This window comes from Pseudomonas sp. MLB6B (assembly GCF_054508135.1).
Map to the genome: position 1 here is coordinate 4,223,903 of NZ_CP199313.1, position 15,779 is coordinate 4,239,681.

Genomic DNA, 15,779 nt, shown 5'->3' on the forward strand with positions numbered 1-15,779 from the left:
CATCCTGAGGGGCGCACCGCATGGACCTCGTCATCGCTCGACCCGAAGGGCTCTACTGCCCACCGGGAGATTTCTACATCGACCCCTGGCGCCCGGTTTCCCGCGCGGTCATCACCCACGGCCATGGCGACCACTCGCGGCCCGGCAACGGCCACTACCTGACCGCAGCGCCCGGCGAAGGTGTGCTGCGCAGCCGCCTCGGCCAGGACATCAACCTGCAGACCCTGCCCTACGGCGAGCGCCTGCTGCACAACGGTGTGACCCTGAGCCTGCACCCGGCCGGCCACGTGCTTGGCTCGGCGCAGGTGCGCCTGGAATACCAGGGCGAGGTGTGGGTCGCGTCAGGGGACTACAAGGTCGAGCCCGACGGCACCTGCGAACCTTTCGAGCCGGTGCGCTGCCACACCTTCATCACCGAATCCACCTTCGGCCTGCCGATCTACCGCTGGCCCAGCCAGGCCGAGATCTTCGCCCAGGTCAACGAGTGGTGGCGTGGCAACGTCGAACAGGGCAAGGCCAGCGTGCTGTTCAGCTATGCCTTCGGCAAGGCCCAGCGCCTGCTGCATGGCATCGATGCGAGCATCGGGCCGATTCTGGTGCATGGCGCGGTGGAGCCGCTGAACCGGGTCTACCGCGAGGCCGGCGTCGCCTTGCCCGACACCCGTTACGCAGGCGATGTCGCGCGCAACGACCCGTTGCTGCGCAGCGCCCTGATCGTCGCGCCGCCGTCGGCCGGCGGCAGCAGCTGGATGAAGCGCTTTGGCGACTACAGCGACGCCTTCGCCAGCGGCTGGATGCGCCTGCGCGGCACACGACGCCGCCGCGGTGTGGACCGCGGCTTCGTACTGTCCGACCACGCCGACTGGCCCGGTTTGCTGTGGGCCATCGAGCAGACCGAGGCGCAGCGGGTCATGGTCACCCACGGCTCTGTCAACATCCTGGTGCGCTACCTCTGCGAACAGGGTCTGGATGCGCGTAGCTTCGTCACCGAGTACGGCGAAGAAGACGACACCACAGCGGCGGAGCCACACCCATGAAGGCCTTCGCCGAGCTGTACCTGCGCTTGGACGCCACCACTTCCAGCAACGCCAAGCTCCTGGCACTGCGCGAATATTTCGCCGAAGCGCCACCCAATGATGCCGCCTGGGCGGTGTATTTCCTGGCCGGCGGCAGGCCGCGGCAACTGGTGCCGACCCGCGTGCTACGCGAGCTGGCCACGCAGCTTTCAGGCCTGCCGGACTGGCTGTTCGAAGAGAGCTACCAAGCCGTGGGCGACATGGCCGAGACCATTTCACTGCTGCTGCCCGAATCCGCATACCTCAGCGACGAGGGCCTGGCCCAGTGGGTCGAGGCCTACCTGCTGCCGCTACGTGGGCAAACGCCCGAGGAACTGCACGAGCGTCTGCCCAGGCTCTGGGCGCAGCTCGACCGGCCCAGCCTGATGCTGTGCCTGAAGCTGATCACCGGCAGCTTCCGCGTCGGCGTGTCCAAGCTGCTGGTCACCCGCGCCCTGGCGCAACTGGCCGAGCTGGACCCCAAACGCGTGGCCCAGCGCCTGGTGGGCTACACCGACCTCAGTCACCGGCCCACTGCCGAACGCTACCTCAAGCTGATCGCCGAAGAGTCCGACGCCGAGCACAGCGAGCGTGGCGGCCAGCCCTACCCCTTCTTTCTCGCCCATGCCTTGCAGGCGCCCACCGACCAGTTCGACGGACTGCTCGGCGCGCCCAGCGACTGGCAGATCGAATGGAAGTGGGACGGCATCCGCGCCCAGGTGGTCAAACGCGACGGCCAGCTGTGGATCTGGTCGCGTGGCGAAGAGCTGGTCACCGAGCGCTTCCCGGAGCTGCACAGCCTGGGCGAAACCCTGCCCGACGGCGTGGTGCTGGACGGCGAGATCCTGGTATGGAAACCCGGCAGCACGGCCGAAGACGTCGCCGTTCAACCTTTCGCCCTGCTGCAACAGCGCCTGGGGCGCAAGACCCTGGGCAAGAAGTTGCTCACCGACGCACCCGTGGTGTTGCAGGCCTACGACCTACTGGAATGGCAAGGCGAGGACTGGCGCAGTCGCCCGCAGCACGAACGGCGCAGCCAGTTGGAACGCCTGGTGGACGAGCATCCGCTGGCACCGGTGCTGCTCTCGCCCTTGATCCAGGGCAAGGACTGGGCCGACCTCGACCACCAGCGCGAAGCGTCGCGGCGCCTGGGCGTCGAAGGCATGATGCTCAAGCAGCGCGAAGCCTTGTATGGGGTGGGCCGCACCAAGGACATGGGTGTGTGGTGGAAGTGGAAAGTCGACCCGTTCAGCGTCGATGCCGTGCTGATCTATGCGCAGCGCGGCCATGGCCGGCGGGCCAGCCTGTACAGCGACTACACCTTTGCAGTATGGGACGGCCCGCCCGGCACACCGGGACGCACCTTAGTGCCCTTCGCCAAAGCCTACTCGGGGCTGAGCGATGAGGAGATGCGCAAGGTCGATGCGATCGTGCGCAAGACCACGGTCGAAACCTTCGGTCCGGTGCGCAGCGTGACTCCGACCCTGGTCTTCGAGCTGGGCTTCGAAGGCATCGCGCTGTCCAAGCGGCACAAGAGCGGTATCGCCGTGCGCTTCCCGCGCATGCTGCGCTGGCGCCAGGACAAGACCGTCGAGCAGGCCGACGACCTGGCGATCCTGCAGGGGCTGCTGGCCTGAAGCGATAGCGGGCAGGCGCGGCGATCCTGTGCTTTCATTGGCAGGCGCCGCGCGCTTGCGGCATCGTGCCATATCGCTCGCCTACCCGTACCGCATCTTCAGGACCCCTCATGCACCTCGTCAGCCACGACCTGCTTTCACCCGTTCCTGGCGTCACCCGCCAACTGCACAGCTTCCACTTCGGCCCGCGCGGCGCTGGCAAAGTGTACATCCAGGCCGCCCTGCATGCCGACGAGCTGCCAGGCATGCTGGTGGCCTGGCACCTCAAGCGCCAGTTGCTCGCCCTGGAACAGGCCGGACGCCTGCGCCGGGAAATCGTGCTGGTGCCCATCGCCAATCCGATCGGTCTGGAGCAGGTACTGCTCGATGCGCCGCTCGGCCGTTTCGAACTGCACAGCGGCGAGAACTTCAACCGGCGCTTCGTCGACCTGGCCGACGAGGTCGGTGACCGTATTGAAGCCCAGCTTGGCGACGACGCCGAGCGCAACCTGGTGCTGGTCCGCCAGCAACTGTGCGCAGCCTTGGCCGAGCAGCGCGCCCGCACGCCTTTGCAGTCGCTGCGCCTGGCCTTGCAGCGCCTGGCCTGCGACGCCGAGCTGGTGCTCGACCTGCATTGCGATTTCGAAGCCGTCGAACACCTCTACACCACCCCCGACGCCTGGCCGCAGGTCGAGCCATTGGCGCGCTACCTGGGCGCCGAAGCCAGCCTGCTGGCCACCGACTCGGGCGGACAGTCGTTCGACGAGTGCTTCAGCCTGGTCTGGTGGCAGTTGCAACAGCGCTTCGCCAAGCGTTTCCCGATTCCGCTGGGCAGCCTGGCCGTCACGCTGGAGTTGCGTGGGCAGAGCGACGTCAGCCATGAATTGGCCGCGCAGGATTGCCAGGCGATTCTGGACTTCCTCACCTACCGCCGGGCCATCGAGGGCCAGGCACCTGCCCTGCCCGCATTGCGCCGCCCCGCCACGCCCCTGGCGGCGGTGGAACTGGTGGCGGCGGCCAGTGGCGGATTACTGGTGTACCACGCCCACCCTGGGCAGTGGCTGGACGCCGGCGCCCTGATCGCCGAGGTCATCGATCCGCTCACCGACCAGGTGCAGCAGTTGCACAGCACGCAGCCGGGCCTGCTCTACGCGCGCAGCGTACGGCGCCTGGCCACCAGCGGCATGGTGGTCGCCCACATCGCCGGAGAGCAGGTGTGCCGAAGCGGTTACCTGCTGGGCAACTGAAGCGCCGGTAAAACCAACCGGGACGCCGCGCGGTCTGTTGCAGCACAGCCCCAGCCAGGATCGGCCGCGCATGCCAGCACCCTCTGACCCCGCCAGCTCATGGTTCGCCACCCGCGGCTGGACGCCCTTCGCTTTCCAACGCAAGGTCTGGGCGGCCGTCGGCCGGGGCGAGTCCGGCCTGCTGCACGCCAGCACCGGCGCCGGCAAGACCTACGCGGTCTGGCTGGCCGCCGTACGCGCCCTGGCCGGCAAACGCGGCGCCAGCGGCACGGCCCGCCAGCCCGCACCCTTGCAGGTGCTGTGGATCACGCCCATGCGCGCGTTGGCCGCCGACACCGCAAAGGCCTTGCAAGCGCCGCTCGAAGACCTGCAACTGAACTGGTCGGTGGGCGTGCGCAGCGGCGACACCCGCAGCGCCGAGCGTGCCCGGCAGGCACGCCGCCTGCCCACCGCGCTGATCACCACCCCCGAAAGCCTCACTCTGTTGCTGACCCGTGCCCAGGCAGAGCAAGACTTCACCAGCTTGCGCATGGTGGTGGTCGACGAATGGCACGAACTACTCGGCAGCAAGCGCGGCGTGCAGCTGCAACTGGCCCTGGCACGTCTGCGCCGTTGGCATCCAGACTTGGTGGTGTGGGGCCTGTCAGCGACCTTGGGCAACCTGGACCATGCACTGGAAGTCCTGCTGCCAGGAGGCGGTCAGCTGATCCAAGGGCGGCAGGACAAACGCATGGACGTCGACACCCTGCTGCCGCCCGACATCGAACGTTTCCCCTGGGCCGGGCACATGGGCCTGAAGTTGCTACGCCAGGTCATCGAACAGATCGAGGCCAGCAGCAATTGCCTGGTGTTCACCAACACCCGTGCGCAGTCCGAACTCTGGTACCAGGCCGTGCTCGATGCGCGGCCCGACTGGGCCGGGCTGATCGCGCTGCACCATGCGTCCTTGGCGCGCGACACCCGCGACTGGGTCGAGCGCAGCCTCAAGCAGGGCACGCTCAAGGCGGTGATCTGCACGTCGAGCCTGGACCTGGGTGTGGACTTCCTGCCGGTCGAGCGCGTCTTGCAGATCGGCTCGACCAAAGGCATCGCGCGCCTGGTGCAACGCGCCGGCCGCTCTGGCCATGCGCCCGGTCGGCCATCGCGCATCACCCTGGTGCCGACCCACAGCCTCGAGTTGGTGGAAGCCGCGGCCTGCCGGCAGGCCCTGGCGGCCGGTTATCTGGAAGGCCGGCGCTCGCCTCGGCTGTGCATGGACGTGCTGGTGCAACACGTGGTGAGCATGGCGCTGGGCAGCGGTTTCATCGCCGAAGAACTGCTGGCCGAAGTGCGCAGCACTTGGGCCTTCCACGAACTGCGCGACAGTCAGTGGCAATGGGCTTTGAGCTTCGTATGCCATGGCGGCGACTCGCTCAGCGCCTACCCCGACTACCAGCGCGTGGAACTGCACCCCGACGGCCGCTACCGCGTCGCCAGCGAGCGTCTGGCGCGGCGCCACCGCATGGGCATCGGCACCATCGTCAGCGATGCGACCCTGCAGCTCAAATACTGGAGCAAAGGCGGTGGCGGCAAGCACCTGGGCAGTGTCGAAGAATCCTTCATCTCGCGCCTGCGCCCCGGCGACACCTTGGTCTTCGCCGGCCGCGTGCTGGAGCTGGTACGAGTGGAGAACATGACCGCCTACGTGCGTCGCAGCACCGCGCGCAAGGCCGCCGTGGCGCGCTGGAGCGGTGGGCGCATGCCTTTGTCGGGCGAACTGGCACAAGCCTTGGTGGCCCAGTTGGACGCCGCGGCCCATGGGCGCTACGACAGCCCGGAAATGCGCGCCGTGCGCCCTCTGCTGGCGGTGCAGGCCGGCTGGTCGGCGTTGCCGACCGCCGAAACGCTGCTGGCCGAAACCCTCAGCACACGGCAGGGTTCGCACCTGTTTCTCTATCCTTTTGCCGGGCGCTTGGCCAACCTGGGCCTGGCCAACCTAATCGCCTGGCGCGTGAGCCAGACACAGCCGCTATCGATCTCCATCGCCGTCAACGACTACGGTTTCGAACTGCTCAGCCCCAGCGCCGTGGATTGGGCCGCATACTTGCCGGCAACGCTGTCCACCGACAACCTGCTCGAAGACGTGACGGCCAGCCTCAACGCGGGTGAGATGGCGTTGCGGCGCTTTCGTGAAATCGCCCAGATCGCCGGGTTGGTGTTCGGCGGCTACCCGGCGGCGCAAAAGAGCACACGCCAGATCCAGGCGTCCAGTGGCTTGTTCTACGAAGTGTTCCGCAAGCACGACGCGGACAACTTGCTTTTGGGCCAGGCCCGTGACGAGGTGTTGCGTGAGGAACTGGAGATCGAGCGCTTGAACGAACAACTGCTGCGCATCACCGGGCTGCGCTTGGACCTCCATCGCCTGCAACGTCCCAGCCCTCTGGGGTTCGCCTTGCTGGTGGAAGGGCTGCGCGACACCATGAGCAGCGAGAAACTGGCTGATCGCATCGCCCGGATGGTGGCGGATTTGGAGAAGGTAGCGGACCGTGGATGAACTGCTGTTATCTGGCGGTGCCGTGGCGCCAGCATCGATTAGCGAGCACCGTGTGATCGAGCATTGTGGCGAGGCTTTGTGGCTGCTACCGGACAAGGCGATCTTCTGGCCGGCACAAGAGGCCTTGCTGGTGGCCGACGTACATATCGGCAAGGCGGCCAGTTATCGGGCGCTACACCAGCCCGTACCGCGGGGTACGACACAAGCGACGCTGGACCGCCTGACAGCCCTGCTGGCGCACTACCCTTGCGAAAGATTGGTCATTCTGGGCGACTTCCTGCATGCCCGCAGCGGTCGTTCGCCAGCCACGCTTGCGCGACTGCAAGCCTGGCGCGAGGCGCATCCAGCGCTCGACATGGTACTGGTGCGCGGCAACCACGACCGCAATGCGGGCGACCCGCCCCGCGAACTCGGCATGCATATCGTCGAAGAACCCTGGTTGCTCGGCCCCTTCGCTTTGCAACACGAGCCTGACCCGCACCCGGAACGCCCGGTGCTGGCCGGCCATGTGCATCCGGCTTTCGTATTGCGCGGCCGCGGCAGACAACGCTTGCGCCTGCCCTGCTTCGTGATCGACGAACGGGTCAGCTTGCTTCCCGCATTCGGCGAATTCACCGGCGGCTGGAACGTTGAACGCCAACCAGGCACCCGCTTGTTCGTAGCGGGCGCTGGCCAGGTCTGGCCGGTCTAGGACCGATCAGGCGACGGGCGCGGGTGGCGGGACATCCGGCACGGTCGGCTCGCCGGGTTCTTCAGGCTGGCTGGGCTGGGGGAAATCGGGATCGGGCTGGCCAGGCATGCCGCCCAGGTAATGCGGCATAGGCGGCACGGGCGGATGGGCGAGGAGCGACCAGACAGGTGCGCCGATCTGGTTGGGTTGAAGTCCTGCCAGCTTGGCACTGACGGCAGCGTGAAGTTTCATAGGCTTCTCCTGTCGAAGCGCTGCGGCGCGTTATGCGCCCGCAGCGTTACTGACTGTTTGGAGTGCCCATCCGAGAAACAATTCCCGCAGCTTGTCGGGCTCAGGTACGTGGCAATGTGACCCCACGCTGACCCTGGTACTTGCCGCCGCGGTCTTTATAGGAGACTTCGCATTCTTCATCCGATTCCAGGAAGAGCATTTGCGCTACGCCCTCGTTGGCATAGATCTTCGCCGGCAGCGTGGTGGTGTTGGAGAACTCAAGAGTCACGTGCCCTTCCCATTCCGGTTCCAACGGCGTGACGTTGACGATGATGCCGCAACGCGCATAGGTGCTCTTGCCCAGGCAGATGGTCAGCACGTTGCGCGGAATGCGGAAGTATTCGACTGTACGCGCCAGGGCGAACGAGTTGGGCGGGATGATGCAGACGTCGCTCTTGATATCGACGAAGCTGCCGGCATCGAAGTTTTTCGGATCGACGGTGGCCGAATTGATGTTGGTGAAGACCTTGAATTCGTCGGCGCAGCGCACGTCGTAGCCGTAGCTGGAAACACCGAAGGAAATCACCCGGTTGTCTTCGCCGCCGCGCATCTGGCGCTCGACGAACGGCTCGATCATGCCGTGCTCCTGTGCCATGCGGCGAATCCACTTATCCGATTTGATGCTCATGGCGGGGTGTCCTGAAAGTACGAAAGAAAACGAGAGGCGCATCTTACCGGTCCCGGCGCCAGGGTTAAAGTTCCCGGCCCCTGCCCCTTGTGCGGCGCGGCTTGGGCCGTCGGTCGAGCGGAATCGATGCAATGCGCATCTAGACCATTGGCAGGCTGTGGAAAGTGGGTTAAGGTGTCGCCACTGTGCTGCACGTGACACCGAGAATCTCTAGTTTGATGCACGATTTCCATCGGCCCATCGCTGAATTTTCCTACTCTTTGCACTCAGTCCGGCCAGGGCGTTTCCTGTGCCGAAATCAACTTTGTCCAAGGAGACAGACACATGTCCAACCGTCAAAACGGTACTGTTAAGTGGTTCAACGATGAGAAAGGCTACGGCTTCATCACCCCGCAATCGGGCGATGACCTGTTCGTGCACTTCAAAGCCATCCAAGCTGACGGCTTCAAAACCCTGAAAGAAGGCCAAGCTGTTACTTTCGTCGCTACCCGCGGCCAGAAAGGCATGCAGGCTGAAGAAGTTCAGATCGCCTAAGTCGATCTCGCTTCCTCGCTTCGAAAAAACCCGCCTCGGCGGGTTTTTTTATGGGCGAGGAACAAGCGCACCCTTGCAGCGGCAGTGCCGTTGCAAGGGTTTTGATCAGTCTTCGCTGACGGTGATGTTCGGCATGGCCGGTGCGGTGCTTGCTTGCAGAGCGATGCGCGCCCCTACCGAACGCGCCAGCTCCTGGTACACCAGGGCTATCTGGCTATCCGGTTCGGCGATGGCGGTAGGCTTGCCGTTGTCGGCCTGTTCACGGATCAGCATCGACAGCGGCAGCGAAGCCAGCAGGTCGACATCGTAATGGCTGGCGAGCTTCTCGCCGCCGCCTTCGCCGAACAGGTGTTCGGCATGGCCGCAATTGGAACAGATGTGCACAGCCATGTTCTCGACCACGCCCAGCACCGGAATGTTGACCTTGCGGAACATCTCAACGCCCTTTTTGGCATCGAGCAAGGCAAGATCCTGAGGTGTGGTCACGATCACCGAGCCAGCCACCGGCACCTTCTGCGCCAAGGTCAACTGAATGTCGCCCGTGCCTGGCGGCATGTCGATGACCAGATAGTCGAGATCGTCCCAGGCGGTTTGCGTCACCAGCTGCAACAACGCGCCCGAGACCATCGGGCCGCGCCAGACCATCGGGGTGTTGTCGTCGGTCAGGAACGCCATCGACATGACCTCGACGCCATGGGCCTTGATCGGCACGAACCATTTCTGCTCACGCACCTGGGGCCGCGTGCCTTCGGCGATGCCGAACATGATGCCTTGGCTGGGCCCGTAGATGTCGGCGTCCAGAATACCCACCCGCGCACCCTCGCGCGCCAGCGCCAGCGCCAGGTTGGCTGCGGTCGTCGACTTGCCCACCCCGCCTTTGCCGGAGGCCACGGCGATGATGTTCTTGACGTTGCTCATGCCCGGCACCTGGGCCTGGGCCTTGTGCGGCGCGATGACGCAATCGACGCTGACCGACGCCTGCTCGACGCCCTCGATGTGTTCGAGGGCGGTGGACAGCACCTGCGCCCAGCCCTGGACGAACAGCCCAGCGGCATACCCCAGTTGCAGTCGCACGCCGACGCGGCCGCCGTCGATGTCGATGGCCCTCACGCAACCGGCGCTGAGCGGATCTTGATTCAGATAGGGGTCGGTGTACTGGCGCAGTACATCTTCTACTGCGGCACGTGTGACGGCACTCATGGAGGCTCCCGCTGCAAGACAGTCAATGGATCGAGGGGGCTATGCTAACCCGTCAATCGTCAGCAGATGTGCACGCGGGGTGAAATATATCGCCTGGCACTTTATAGTGGCCGATCAACTTTTCGTCATTCAAAGCAGATAAGTAGCCGAGCCACCATGTCCGAGCCACGTCAGATCCTAGTCACCAGCGCCTTGCCATATGCCAACGGTTCGATCCACCTTGGCCATATGCTCGAGTACATCCAGACGGACATGTGGGTGCGTTTCCAGAAGATGCGCGGCAACCAGTGCATCTATGTCTGCGCCGACGACGCGCATGGCTCGGCCATCATGCTGCGCGCCGAAAAGGAAGGCATTACGCCCGAGCAACTGATCGCCGGCGTTCAGGCCGAACACAGTGGCGACTTCGCCGATTTCCTGGTCGATTTCGACAACTTCCATTCCACGCATTGCGAAGAGAATCGTGAACTTTCGGCCTGGGTCTATACCCGCCTAAGAGACGCCGGGCACATCGCCACGCGCTCGGTCACGCAGTATTTCGACCCTGAAAAAGGCATGTTCCTCGCCGATCGTTTCATCAAGGGCACCTGCCCCAAATGCGCGGCCGACGACCAATACGGCGACAACTGCGAAAAATGCGGCGCCACCTACGCGCCTACCGAACTGAAGAATCCGAAGTCGGCCATTTCCGGCGCCACGCCCGAGCTGCGCGACTCCCAGCACTTCTTCTTCAAGCTGCCCGATTTCCAGTCGATGCTCGAGCAGTGGACGCGCAGCGGCACCTTGCAGGAGGCGGTCGCCAACAAGCTGTCCGAATGGCTCGATGCCGGCCTGCAGGAATGGGACATTTCCCGCGACGCGCCGTATTTCGGCTTCGAGATTCCAGGCGAGTCCGGCAAATTCTTCTATGTCTGGCTGGATGCACCGATCGGCTACATGGCCAGTTTCAAAAACCTTTGCGCGCGCCGCCCGGAGCTCGATTTCGATGCGTTCTGGGGCGCCGACTCCACGGCCGAGCTGTACCACTTCATCGGCAAGGACATCGTCAATTTCCATGCCCTGTTCTGGCCTGCCATGCTCGAAGGCGCCGGCTTGCGCAAGCCGACGGCGGTCAACGTGCACGGCTACCTGACGGTCAACGGGGCGAAGATGTCCAAATCGCGCGGCACCTTCATCAAGGCCCGCACCTACCTGGACCATCTGGCGCCCGAGTACCTGCGCTACTACTACGCGGCCAAGCTGGGCCGCGGGGTGGACGACCTCGATTTGAACCTCGAAGACTTCGTGCAGAAGGTCAACTCCGACTTGGTGGGCAAGGTCGTCAACATCGCCAGCCGCTGTGCAGGCTTCATCCACAAAGGCAATGACGGCATACTGGTGGCCGGCGATGCCGCACCGGCTTTGACCGAAGCGTTCGCCAACGCCACGGCATCGATCACCGAGGCCTACGAACACCGCGATTTCGCCCGTGCCATGCGCGAAATCATGGCGCTGGCCGACCGCGCCAATGCCTGGATCGCCGAGCAGGCGCCTTGGGCACTGGCCAAACAGGAAGGCAAGCAGGCTGAAGTCCAAGCCATCTGTGCCCAGGGCATCAACCTGTTCCGCCAGCTGGTGATCTTCCTCAAGCCGGTATTGCCGCTGCTGGCCGCCGACGCAGAAGCCTTCCTCAACGTGCCGCCGCTGCGCTGGAGCGACCTGGGCTCGCGCCTGGAAAACCACCAGCTCAACGTCTTCAAGCCCCTGATGAGCCGTATCGAGCCGGCCAAGGTCGAGGCTATGGTCGCGGCCAGCCAGGAAGACCTGGCTGCCGCCAACGCCGAAGCGGCGACCGGCAACGGTGAGCTGAAGAAAGATCCCCTGGCCGCACAAATCGAATTCGATACCTTCGATGCGGTAGACCTGCGCGTCGCGCTGATCGTCAAGGCCGAAGCGGTCGAGGGCGCCGACAAGTTATTGCGCCTGACCCTGGACATCGGTGACGAGCAACGCAACGTGTTTTCCGGAATCAAGTCCGCCTATCAGGACCCAAGCCAGCTCGAAGGCCGGCTGACCATGATGGTCGCCAACCTCAAGCCGCGGAAAATGCGCTTTGGCGTGTCCGAGGGCATGGTCATGGCCGCAGGCCCCGGGGGCACGGAAATCTACCTGCTCAGCCCTGACAGCGGCGCCAAACCAGGCCAACGCATCAAGTGACCCCTGGCCGGTACTGGTCACGGCGCGAACGCCTGGCCAGTACCTTCATCGCTCAATACGACGTCCGCCGGCTTGCGCGCCCGACACGGACATCGCCATGCCATCGACGTAACCATGAACGCAACCAAACGCCTGGAAATCTTTAGCAGGCTGCATGAAGACAATCCCGAACCTAAAACCGAATTGGCCTACACCACGCCTTTCGAGCTGCTGATTGCCGTGATCTTGTCGGCACAGTCGACCGATGTAGGCGTCAACAAGGCGACCGCTCGCCTTTACCCGGTCGCCAACACGCCTGAAGCGATCTACGCCTTGGGCGTGGAGGGTTTGAGCCAGTACATCAAGACCATCGGCCTGTATAACAGCAAGGCCAGGAACGTGATCGAGACTTGCCGCCTGCTGGTTGAACAGCACGGCAGTCAGGTGCCTGAAACTCGCGAAGCCTTGGAGGCGTTACCAGGTGTAGGCCGTAAAACAGCCAACGTGGTGCTGAATACGGCCTTCCGCCAGCCAGCCATGGCGGTGGATACGCATATTTTTCGGGTCAGCAACCGCACCGGTATCGCGCCGGGAAAGAACGTGGTGGAAGTGGAAAAGAAGCTGGTCAAGTTCGTACCCAAGGCCTATCTGCTCGATGCCCATCACTGGCTGATCCTGCATGGCCGCTATGTGTGCCAGGCACGCAAACCGCGTTGCGGTAGCTGTCGAATCGAAGACCTGTGCGAGTACAAGCACAAGACCTCCGACGATTGAAGCAATAGAAACTGCCTGCGTCGTTGATTGAAAAAATCTTTTTTACCGCACCCCGCATTCTCGATATAAGGACGGCCATTGGCCCTTTATGCCGTGGAGTGATGGATGAGTACCGATAAAGACGACGACCTGCTCGATGATGACTTCACCGCTGAAGAGGAAGCGCCTGCTCCCATCGAGCAAGCGAAGACCAACCTGAGCAAACGCCGGACCATCGACAACCTGCTCGAAGAGCGGCGATTGCAGCGGCAGCTTACGGACTTCGACTACGACTTTTGACGGGTCGCATCCCCAACCAGGCCGCCCTCGGCGTTTCGCTCAGACCAAGCTGTGGCGCTGGGCGAGTTCGATCAGGTCGACCAACGAGCGGGCATTGAGCTTGAACAGTAGGCGACTCTTGTAGGTGCTTACCGTCTTGTTGCTCAGGAACATGCTGTCAGCAATCTCTTTGTTGGAACGGCCTTTTGCCAACTGCTGCAATACCATCATTTCGCGACTGGACAGTCGCTGAACCATCTCCGATTCGCTGCCGCTTCCAGGACTGCGTGCGGTATGAATAGCCTGGTTAGGAAAGTAGCTGTAACCCGACAACACCGCCTTGATGGCGCTCAACAACTCCGTCAATTCCTGCTGCTTGCAGACGTAACCGGCAGCTCCGGCCTGCATGCAACGCATGGAGAAATGCCCAGGCGACTGCGAGGTCAGTACCAACACCTTGCTCTCTGGGCTCAAGGCCTTCATTCGCGCGATGACCTCGAGCCCGTCGAGCTTTGGAATACCGATATCGAGAATGACGATATCGGGCAGCAGGTCCCGGGTGAGTTGCAGCGCATCTACCCCATTGTCGGTTTCGGCGACGACGTCGTACCCATGCCGCTCCATCAACATGCGTACAGCCAGACGAATGACCGGGTGATCGTCCACGATCAGCACTTTGTTCATGCGATGTCCATCTACTCGTTGTTGAATTAGAGAAGCGCAATAACGAGCAAGACTAACCCCAGGAATCCATGCTGTCCGGCCAGGAATGGCCGCCAGGATCAGGCCTACAGCAAGTAAGGAAAATTCTTACATTTTGTTAGAAATTTAAACACTGTTGGTTGGCATAACAGCTTGTATAACGGCAAGTCCGGAGGGTATCCAAACGCCTTGAAGGATCGGCCTGACGCGAACATAGGGAAGTCGCCCAGGTGTCAATCCGTGCCGGGCGGGCGTAGATAGCTTAAAAGCCCCTGCAGACACCGCCGCCATGAACAAGACAGATCCCATCAGCCCCCTGTCCATCATCGCCATCTTCGCTGGAATCATCGAAGCCTCGGCGCTGGCGTCGCTGCCGTTCCTGAGCGGCGAAAGCCAGTACATCTACACGTGGTTCCTGGTCGGATTCCCTTTCTTCCTGACCGTGCTGTTCTTTCTCACCCTCAACTTCAATTACCGCTCGTTATGGAAACCCGCTCCCCGGCCCACTTCGCCCACCGTCGTCACCATGGCGCCGGGCATGCTGTCCTTCGCGCCAGTCGAGCCGCCACTGACCCTGGCGCTATCGGGCACCGAGACTCAACGAGAAATCGAGCAGCGCCTGCTCCAAGCCATGGCTCAGGAGCTGGACCAAGAACGCGCCTGGGTCATTTACGATCTCGAAAAACGCAGGCGTGTCTGCCTGGTACTTAGCCCGAACATGGTCCCGTCCGGCTATTGAGCTGACACGAAGGGCAAAAAAAACCCCAGCCACCGGCTGGGGTTCTTGCAAGGCAGCGACGCTTTAGAGCAGCGAGCGGCCCTTGTTCGCAGCGATGCGCATGCGCAGGGCATTGAGCTTGATGAAGCCTGCGGCGTCGGCTTGGTTGTAGGCGCCGCCGTCTTCTTCGAAGGTCGCGATGTTGGCATCGAACAACGAGTCGTCGGACTTGCGGCCGACTACGGTCACGTTGCCTTTGTACAGCTTCAGGCGCACGACACCGTTCACGTTCACCTGCGAAGCGTCGATCATCTGCTGCAGCATGACGCGCTCCGGGCTCCACCAGTAGCCTGTGTAGATCAGGCTGGCATACTTGGGCATCAGCTCGTCTTTGAGGTGAGCCACTTCACGGTCGAGTGTGATCGACTCGATGGCGCGGTGGGCACGCAGCATGATCGTGCCGCCTGGGGTTTCGTAGCAGCCACGGGACTTCATGCCCACATAACGGTTTTCCACGATGTCCAGACGACCGATGCCGTTCGCGCCGCCGATCTTGTTGAGCTCGGCCAACACGGTGGCTGGACTCTTCTCGACGCCGTCGATGGCGACGATGTCGCCATTGCGGTAGGTGAGCTCCAGGTAGGTAGCCTGGTCCGGTGCGTTCTCCGGGGAGACGCTCCAGCGCCACATGTCTTCTTCGTGCTCGGTCCAGGTATCTTCCAGGACGCCGCCTTCGTAGGAGATATGCAGCAGGTTGGCATCCATCGAGTACGGCGATTTCTTCTTGCCGTGGCGCTCGATCGGGATGGCGTGCTTCTCGGCGTAATCCATCAGCTTTTCGCGCGAGAGCAGGTCCCACTCACGCCACGGAGCGATAACTTTGACGCCAGGCTTGAGCGCATAAGCACCCAGCTCGAAGCGCACCTGGTCGTTGCCCTTGCCGGTCGCGCCATGGGAAATGGCATCGGCGCCGGTTTCGTTGGCGATTTCGATCAGGCGCTTGGCGATCAGCGGACGAGCGATGGAAGTACCCAGCAGGTACTCGCCTTCGTATACGGTGTTGGCGCGGAACATCGGGAAGACGAAGTCGCGCACGAATTCTTCGCGAAGGTCGTCGATGTAGATTTCCTTGACGCCCATCGCCTGGGCCTTGGCGCGAGCCGGTTCGACCTCTTCGCCCTGCCCCAGGTCAGCGGTGAACGTCACCACTTCGCAGTCGTAGGTATCTTGCAGCCACTTGAGAATCACCGAAGTATCAAGGCCGCCGGAATACGCCAGTACGACCTTTTTTACGTCCGCCATGCCATCACTCCACGGGTTGTACGGAAAGCCCTGGATTCTACCGGCCTTGCGCGCAGATTTACAGGGGCGCGACAGC

General features: G+C 63.1%; 15 protein-coding genes. 10 read left to right on the forward strand and 5 right to left on the reverse strand.

Features of this window, described 5'->3' with window-relative positions; all coding sequences use genetic code 11:
- The first annotated feature begins 20 nt into the window (after positions 1–20).
- The 5 genes from ACSMEV_RS18685 to pdeM all read left to right on the forward strand — a co-directional run bounded on the left by ACSMEV_RS18685 (position 21) and on the right by pdeM (position 7,142).
- On the forward strand, positions 21–1,037 hold the full coding sequence (locus tag ACSMEV_RS18685) for a ligase-associated DNA damage response exonuclease (RefSeq protein WP_459206461.1): 1,017 nt from the start codon (positions 21–23) through the stop codon (positions 1,035–1,037).
- Positions 1,034–2,692, forward strand: coding sequence for an ATP-dependent DNA ligase (locus tag ACSMEV_RS18690; protein WP_459206462.1), 1,659 nt, complete (start codon positions 1,034–1,036; stop codon positions 2,690–2,692). The genes ACSMEV_RS18685 and ACSMEV_RS18690 overlap by 4 nt, the downstream gene beginning before the upstream one ends.
- Before the next feature lie 110 nt (positions 2,693–2,802).
- The gene (locus ACSMEV_RS18695) at positions 2,803–3,918 is read left to right on the forward strand and encodes a succinylglutamate desuccinylase/aspartoacylase family protein (RefSeq protein ID WP_459206463.1); all 1,116 of its coding nucleotides are present in this window, start codon (positions 2,803–2,805) and stop codon (positions 3,916–3,918) included.
- 70 nt (positions 3,919–3,988) lie between these two features.
- Positions 3,989–6,451: a ligase-associated DNA damage response DEXH box helicase gene (locus tag ACSMEV_RS18700; protein ID WP_459206464.1), complete on the forward strand. Its 2,463-nt coding sequence runs from the start codon at positions 3,989–3,991 to the stop codon at positions 6,449–6,451.
- Positions 6,452–6,488: 37 nt separating this feature from the next.
- On the forward strand, positions 6,489–7,142 hold the full coding sequence (gene pdeM / locus ACSMEV_RS18705) for a ligase-associated DNA damage response endonuclease PdeM (RefSeq protein ID WP_459208382.1): 654 nt from the start codon (positions 6,489–6,491) through the stop codon (positions 7,140–7,142).
- Positions 7,143–7,148: 6 nt separating this feature from the next.
- On the opposite strand, the gene ACSMEV_RS18710 is transcribed toward pdeM, so the two are convergent.
- Entirely contained in the window at positions 7,149–7,373 is a 225-nt protein-coding gene (locus ACSMEV_RS18710) for a hypothetical protein (RefSeq protein ID WP_459206465.1), read from the reverse strand.
- A gap of 100 nt (positions 7,374–7,473) precedes the next feature.
- Positions 7,474–8,040 (reverse strand): dCTP deaminase, encoded by a 567-nt coding sequence (dcd, locus tag ACSMEV_RS18715; protein ID WP_459206466.1) that lies wholly within the window; start codon positions 8,038–8,040, stop codon positions 7,474–7,476.
- Between the two features lie 324 nt (positions 8,041–8,364).
- Here dcd and ACSMEV_RS18720 point away from each other — a divergent pair, with 324 nt between their 5' ends.
- Positions 8,365–8,574 (forward strand): cold-shock protein, encoded by a 210-nt coding sequence (locus ACSMEV_RS18720; RefSeq protein WP_012273869.1) that lies wholly within the window; start codon positions 8,365–8,367, stop codon positions 8,572–8,574.
- 105 nt (positions 8,575–8,679) lie between these two features.
- On the opposite strand, the gene apbC is transcribed toward ACSMEV_RS18720, so the two are convergent.
- A complete protein-coding gene (gene apbC, locus ACSMEV_RS18725) occupies positions 8,680–9,774 on the reverse strand; it encodes an iron-sulfur cluster carrier protein ApbC (protein WP_459206467.1) in 1,095 nt (364 codons plus the stop codon).
- 156 nt (positions 9,775–9,930) lie between these two features.
- Between apbC and metG the strand changes: the two genes are divergently transcribed.
- The 3 genes from metG to ACSMEV_RS18740 all read left to right on the forward strand — a co-directional run bounded on the left by metG (position 9,931) and on the right by ACSMEV_RS18740 (position 13,002).
- Positions 9,931–11,970 carry a methionine--tRNA ligase gene (gene metG, locus ACSMEV_RS18730; RefSeq protein ID WP_459206468.1) on the forward strand — a complete coding sequence of 680 codons (2,040 nt, stop codon included), beginning with the start codon at positions 9,931–9,933 and terminating at the stop codon, positions 11,968–11,970.
- Between the two features lie 114 nt (positions 11,971–12,084).
- On the forward strand, positions 12,085–12,723 hold the full coding sequence (nth, locus tag ACSMEV_RS18735) for an endonuclease III (protein WP_459206469.1): 639 nt from the start codon (positions 12,085–12,087) through the stop codon (positions 12,721–12,723).
- Positions 12,724–12,828: 105 nt separating this feature from the next.
- Positions 12,829–13,002 (forward strand): PA3496 family putative envelope integrity protein, encoded by a 174-nt coding sequence (locus ACSMEV_RS18740; RefSeq protein WP_459206470.1) that lies wholly within the window; start codon positions 12,829–12,831, stop codon positions 13,000–13,002.
- Positions 13,003–13,041: 39 nt separating this feature from the next.
- On the opposite strand, the gene ACSMEV_RS18745 is transcribed toward ACSMEV_RS18740, so the two are convergent.
- The gene (locus ACSMEV_RS18745; protein WP_459206471.1) at positions 13,042–13,665 is read right to left on the reverse strand and encodes a response regulator; all 624 of its coding nucleotides are present in this window, start codon (positions 13,663–13,665) and stop codon (positions 13,042–13,044) included.
- 307 nt (positions 13,666–13,972) lie between these two features.
- Between ACSMEV_RS18745 and ACSMEV_RS18750 the strand changes: the two genes are divergently transcribed.
- Positions 13,973–14,422, forward strand: coding sequence for a hypothetical protein (locus ACSMEV_RS18750; protein ID WP_459206472.1), 450 nt, complete (start codon positions 13,973–13,975; stop codon positions 14,420–14,422).
- 63 nt (positions 14,423–14,485) lie between these two features.
- On the opposite strand, the gene ACSMEV_RS18755 is transcribed toward ACSMEV_RS18750, so the two are convergent.
- Positions 14,486–15,703 carry an argininosuccinate synthase gene (locus tag ACSMEV_RS18755; RefSeq protein WP_313739915.1) on the reverse strand — a complete coding sequence of 406 codons (1,218 nt, stop codon included), beginning with the start codon at positions 15,701–15,703 and terminating at the stop codon, positions 14,486–14,488.
- Between the last annotated feature and the right edge of the window lie 76 nt (positions 15,704–15,779).

What these genes read in the sequence shown, in the direction of transcription:
- ACSMEV_RS18685 (WP_459206461.1), top strand. Translation starts at nt 21, where the DNA reads ATGGACCTCGTCATCGCTCGACCCGAAGGGCTCTACTGCCCACCGGGA.
- ACSMEV_RS18690 (WP_459206462.1), top strand. Translation starts at nt 1,034, where the DNA reads ATGAAGGCCTTCGCCGAGCTGTACCTGCGCTTGGACGCCACCACTTCC.
- ACSMEV_RS18695 (WP_459206463.1), top strand. Translation starts at nt 2,803, where the DNA reads ATGCACCTCGTCAGCCACGACCTGCTTTCACCCGTTCCTGGCGTCACC.
- ACSMEV_RS18700 (WP_459206464.1), top strand. Translation starts at nt 3,989, where the DNA reads ATGCCAGCACCCTCTGACCCCGCCAGCTCATGGTTCGCCACCCGCGGC.
- ACSMEV_RS18710 (WP_459206465.1), bottom strand. Translation starts at nt 7,373, where the DNA reads ATGAAACTTCACGCTGCCGTCAGTGCCAAGCTGGCAGGACTTCAACCC.
- dcd (WP_459206466.1), bottom strand. Translation starts at nt 8,040, where the DNA reads ATGAGCATCAAATCGGATAAGTGGATTCGCCGCATGGCACAGGAGCAC.
- ACSMEV_RS18720 (WP_012273869.1), top strand. Translation starts at nt 8,365, where the DNA reads ATGTCCAACCGTCAAAACGGTACTGTTAAGTGGTTCAACGATGAGAAA.
- apbC (WP_459206467.1), bottom strand. Translation starts at nt 9,774, where the DNA reads ATGAGTGCCGTCACACGTGCCGCAGTAGAAGATGTACTGCGCCAGTAC.
- metG (WP_459206468.1), top strand. Translation starts at nt 9,931, where the DNA reads ATGTCCGAGCCACGTCAGATCCTAGTCACCAGCGCCTTGCCATATGCC.
- nth (WP_459206469.1), top strand. Translation starts at nt 12,085, where the DNA reads ATGAACGCAACCAAACGCCTGGAAATCTTTAGCAGGCTGCATGAAGAC.
- ACSMEV_RS18740 (WP_459206470.1), top strand. Translation starts at nt 12,829, where the DNA reads ATGAGTACCGATAAAGACGACGACCTGCTCGATGATGACTTCACCGCT.
- ACSMEV_RS18745 (WP_459206471.1), bottom strand. Translation starts at nt 13,665, where the DNA reads ATGAACAAAGTGCTGATCGTGGACGATCACCCGGTCATTCGTCTGGCT.
- ACSMEV_RS18750 (WP_459206472.1), top strand. Translation starts at nt 13,973, where the DNA reads ATGAACAAGACAGATCCCATCAGCCCCCTGTCCATCATCGCCATCTTC.
- ACSMEV_RS18755 (WP_313739915.1), bottom strand. Translation starts at nt 15,703, where the DNA reads ATGGCGGACGTAAAAAAGGTCGTACTGGCGTATTCCGGCGGCCTTGAT.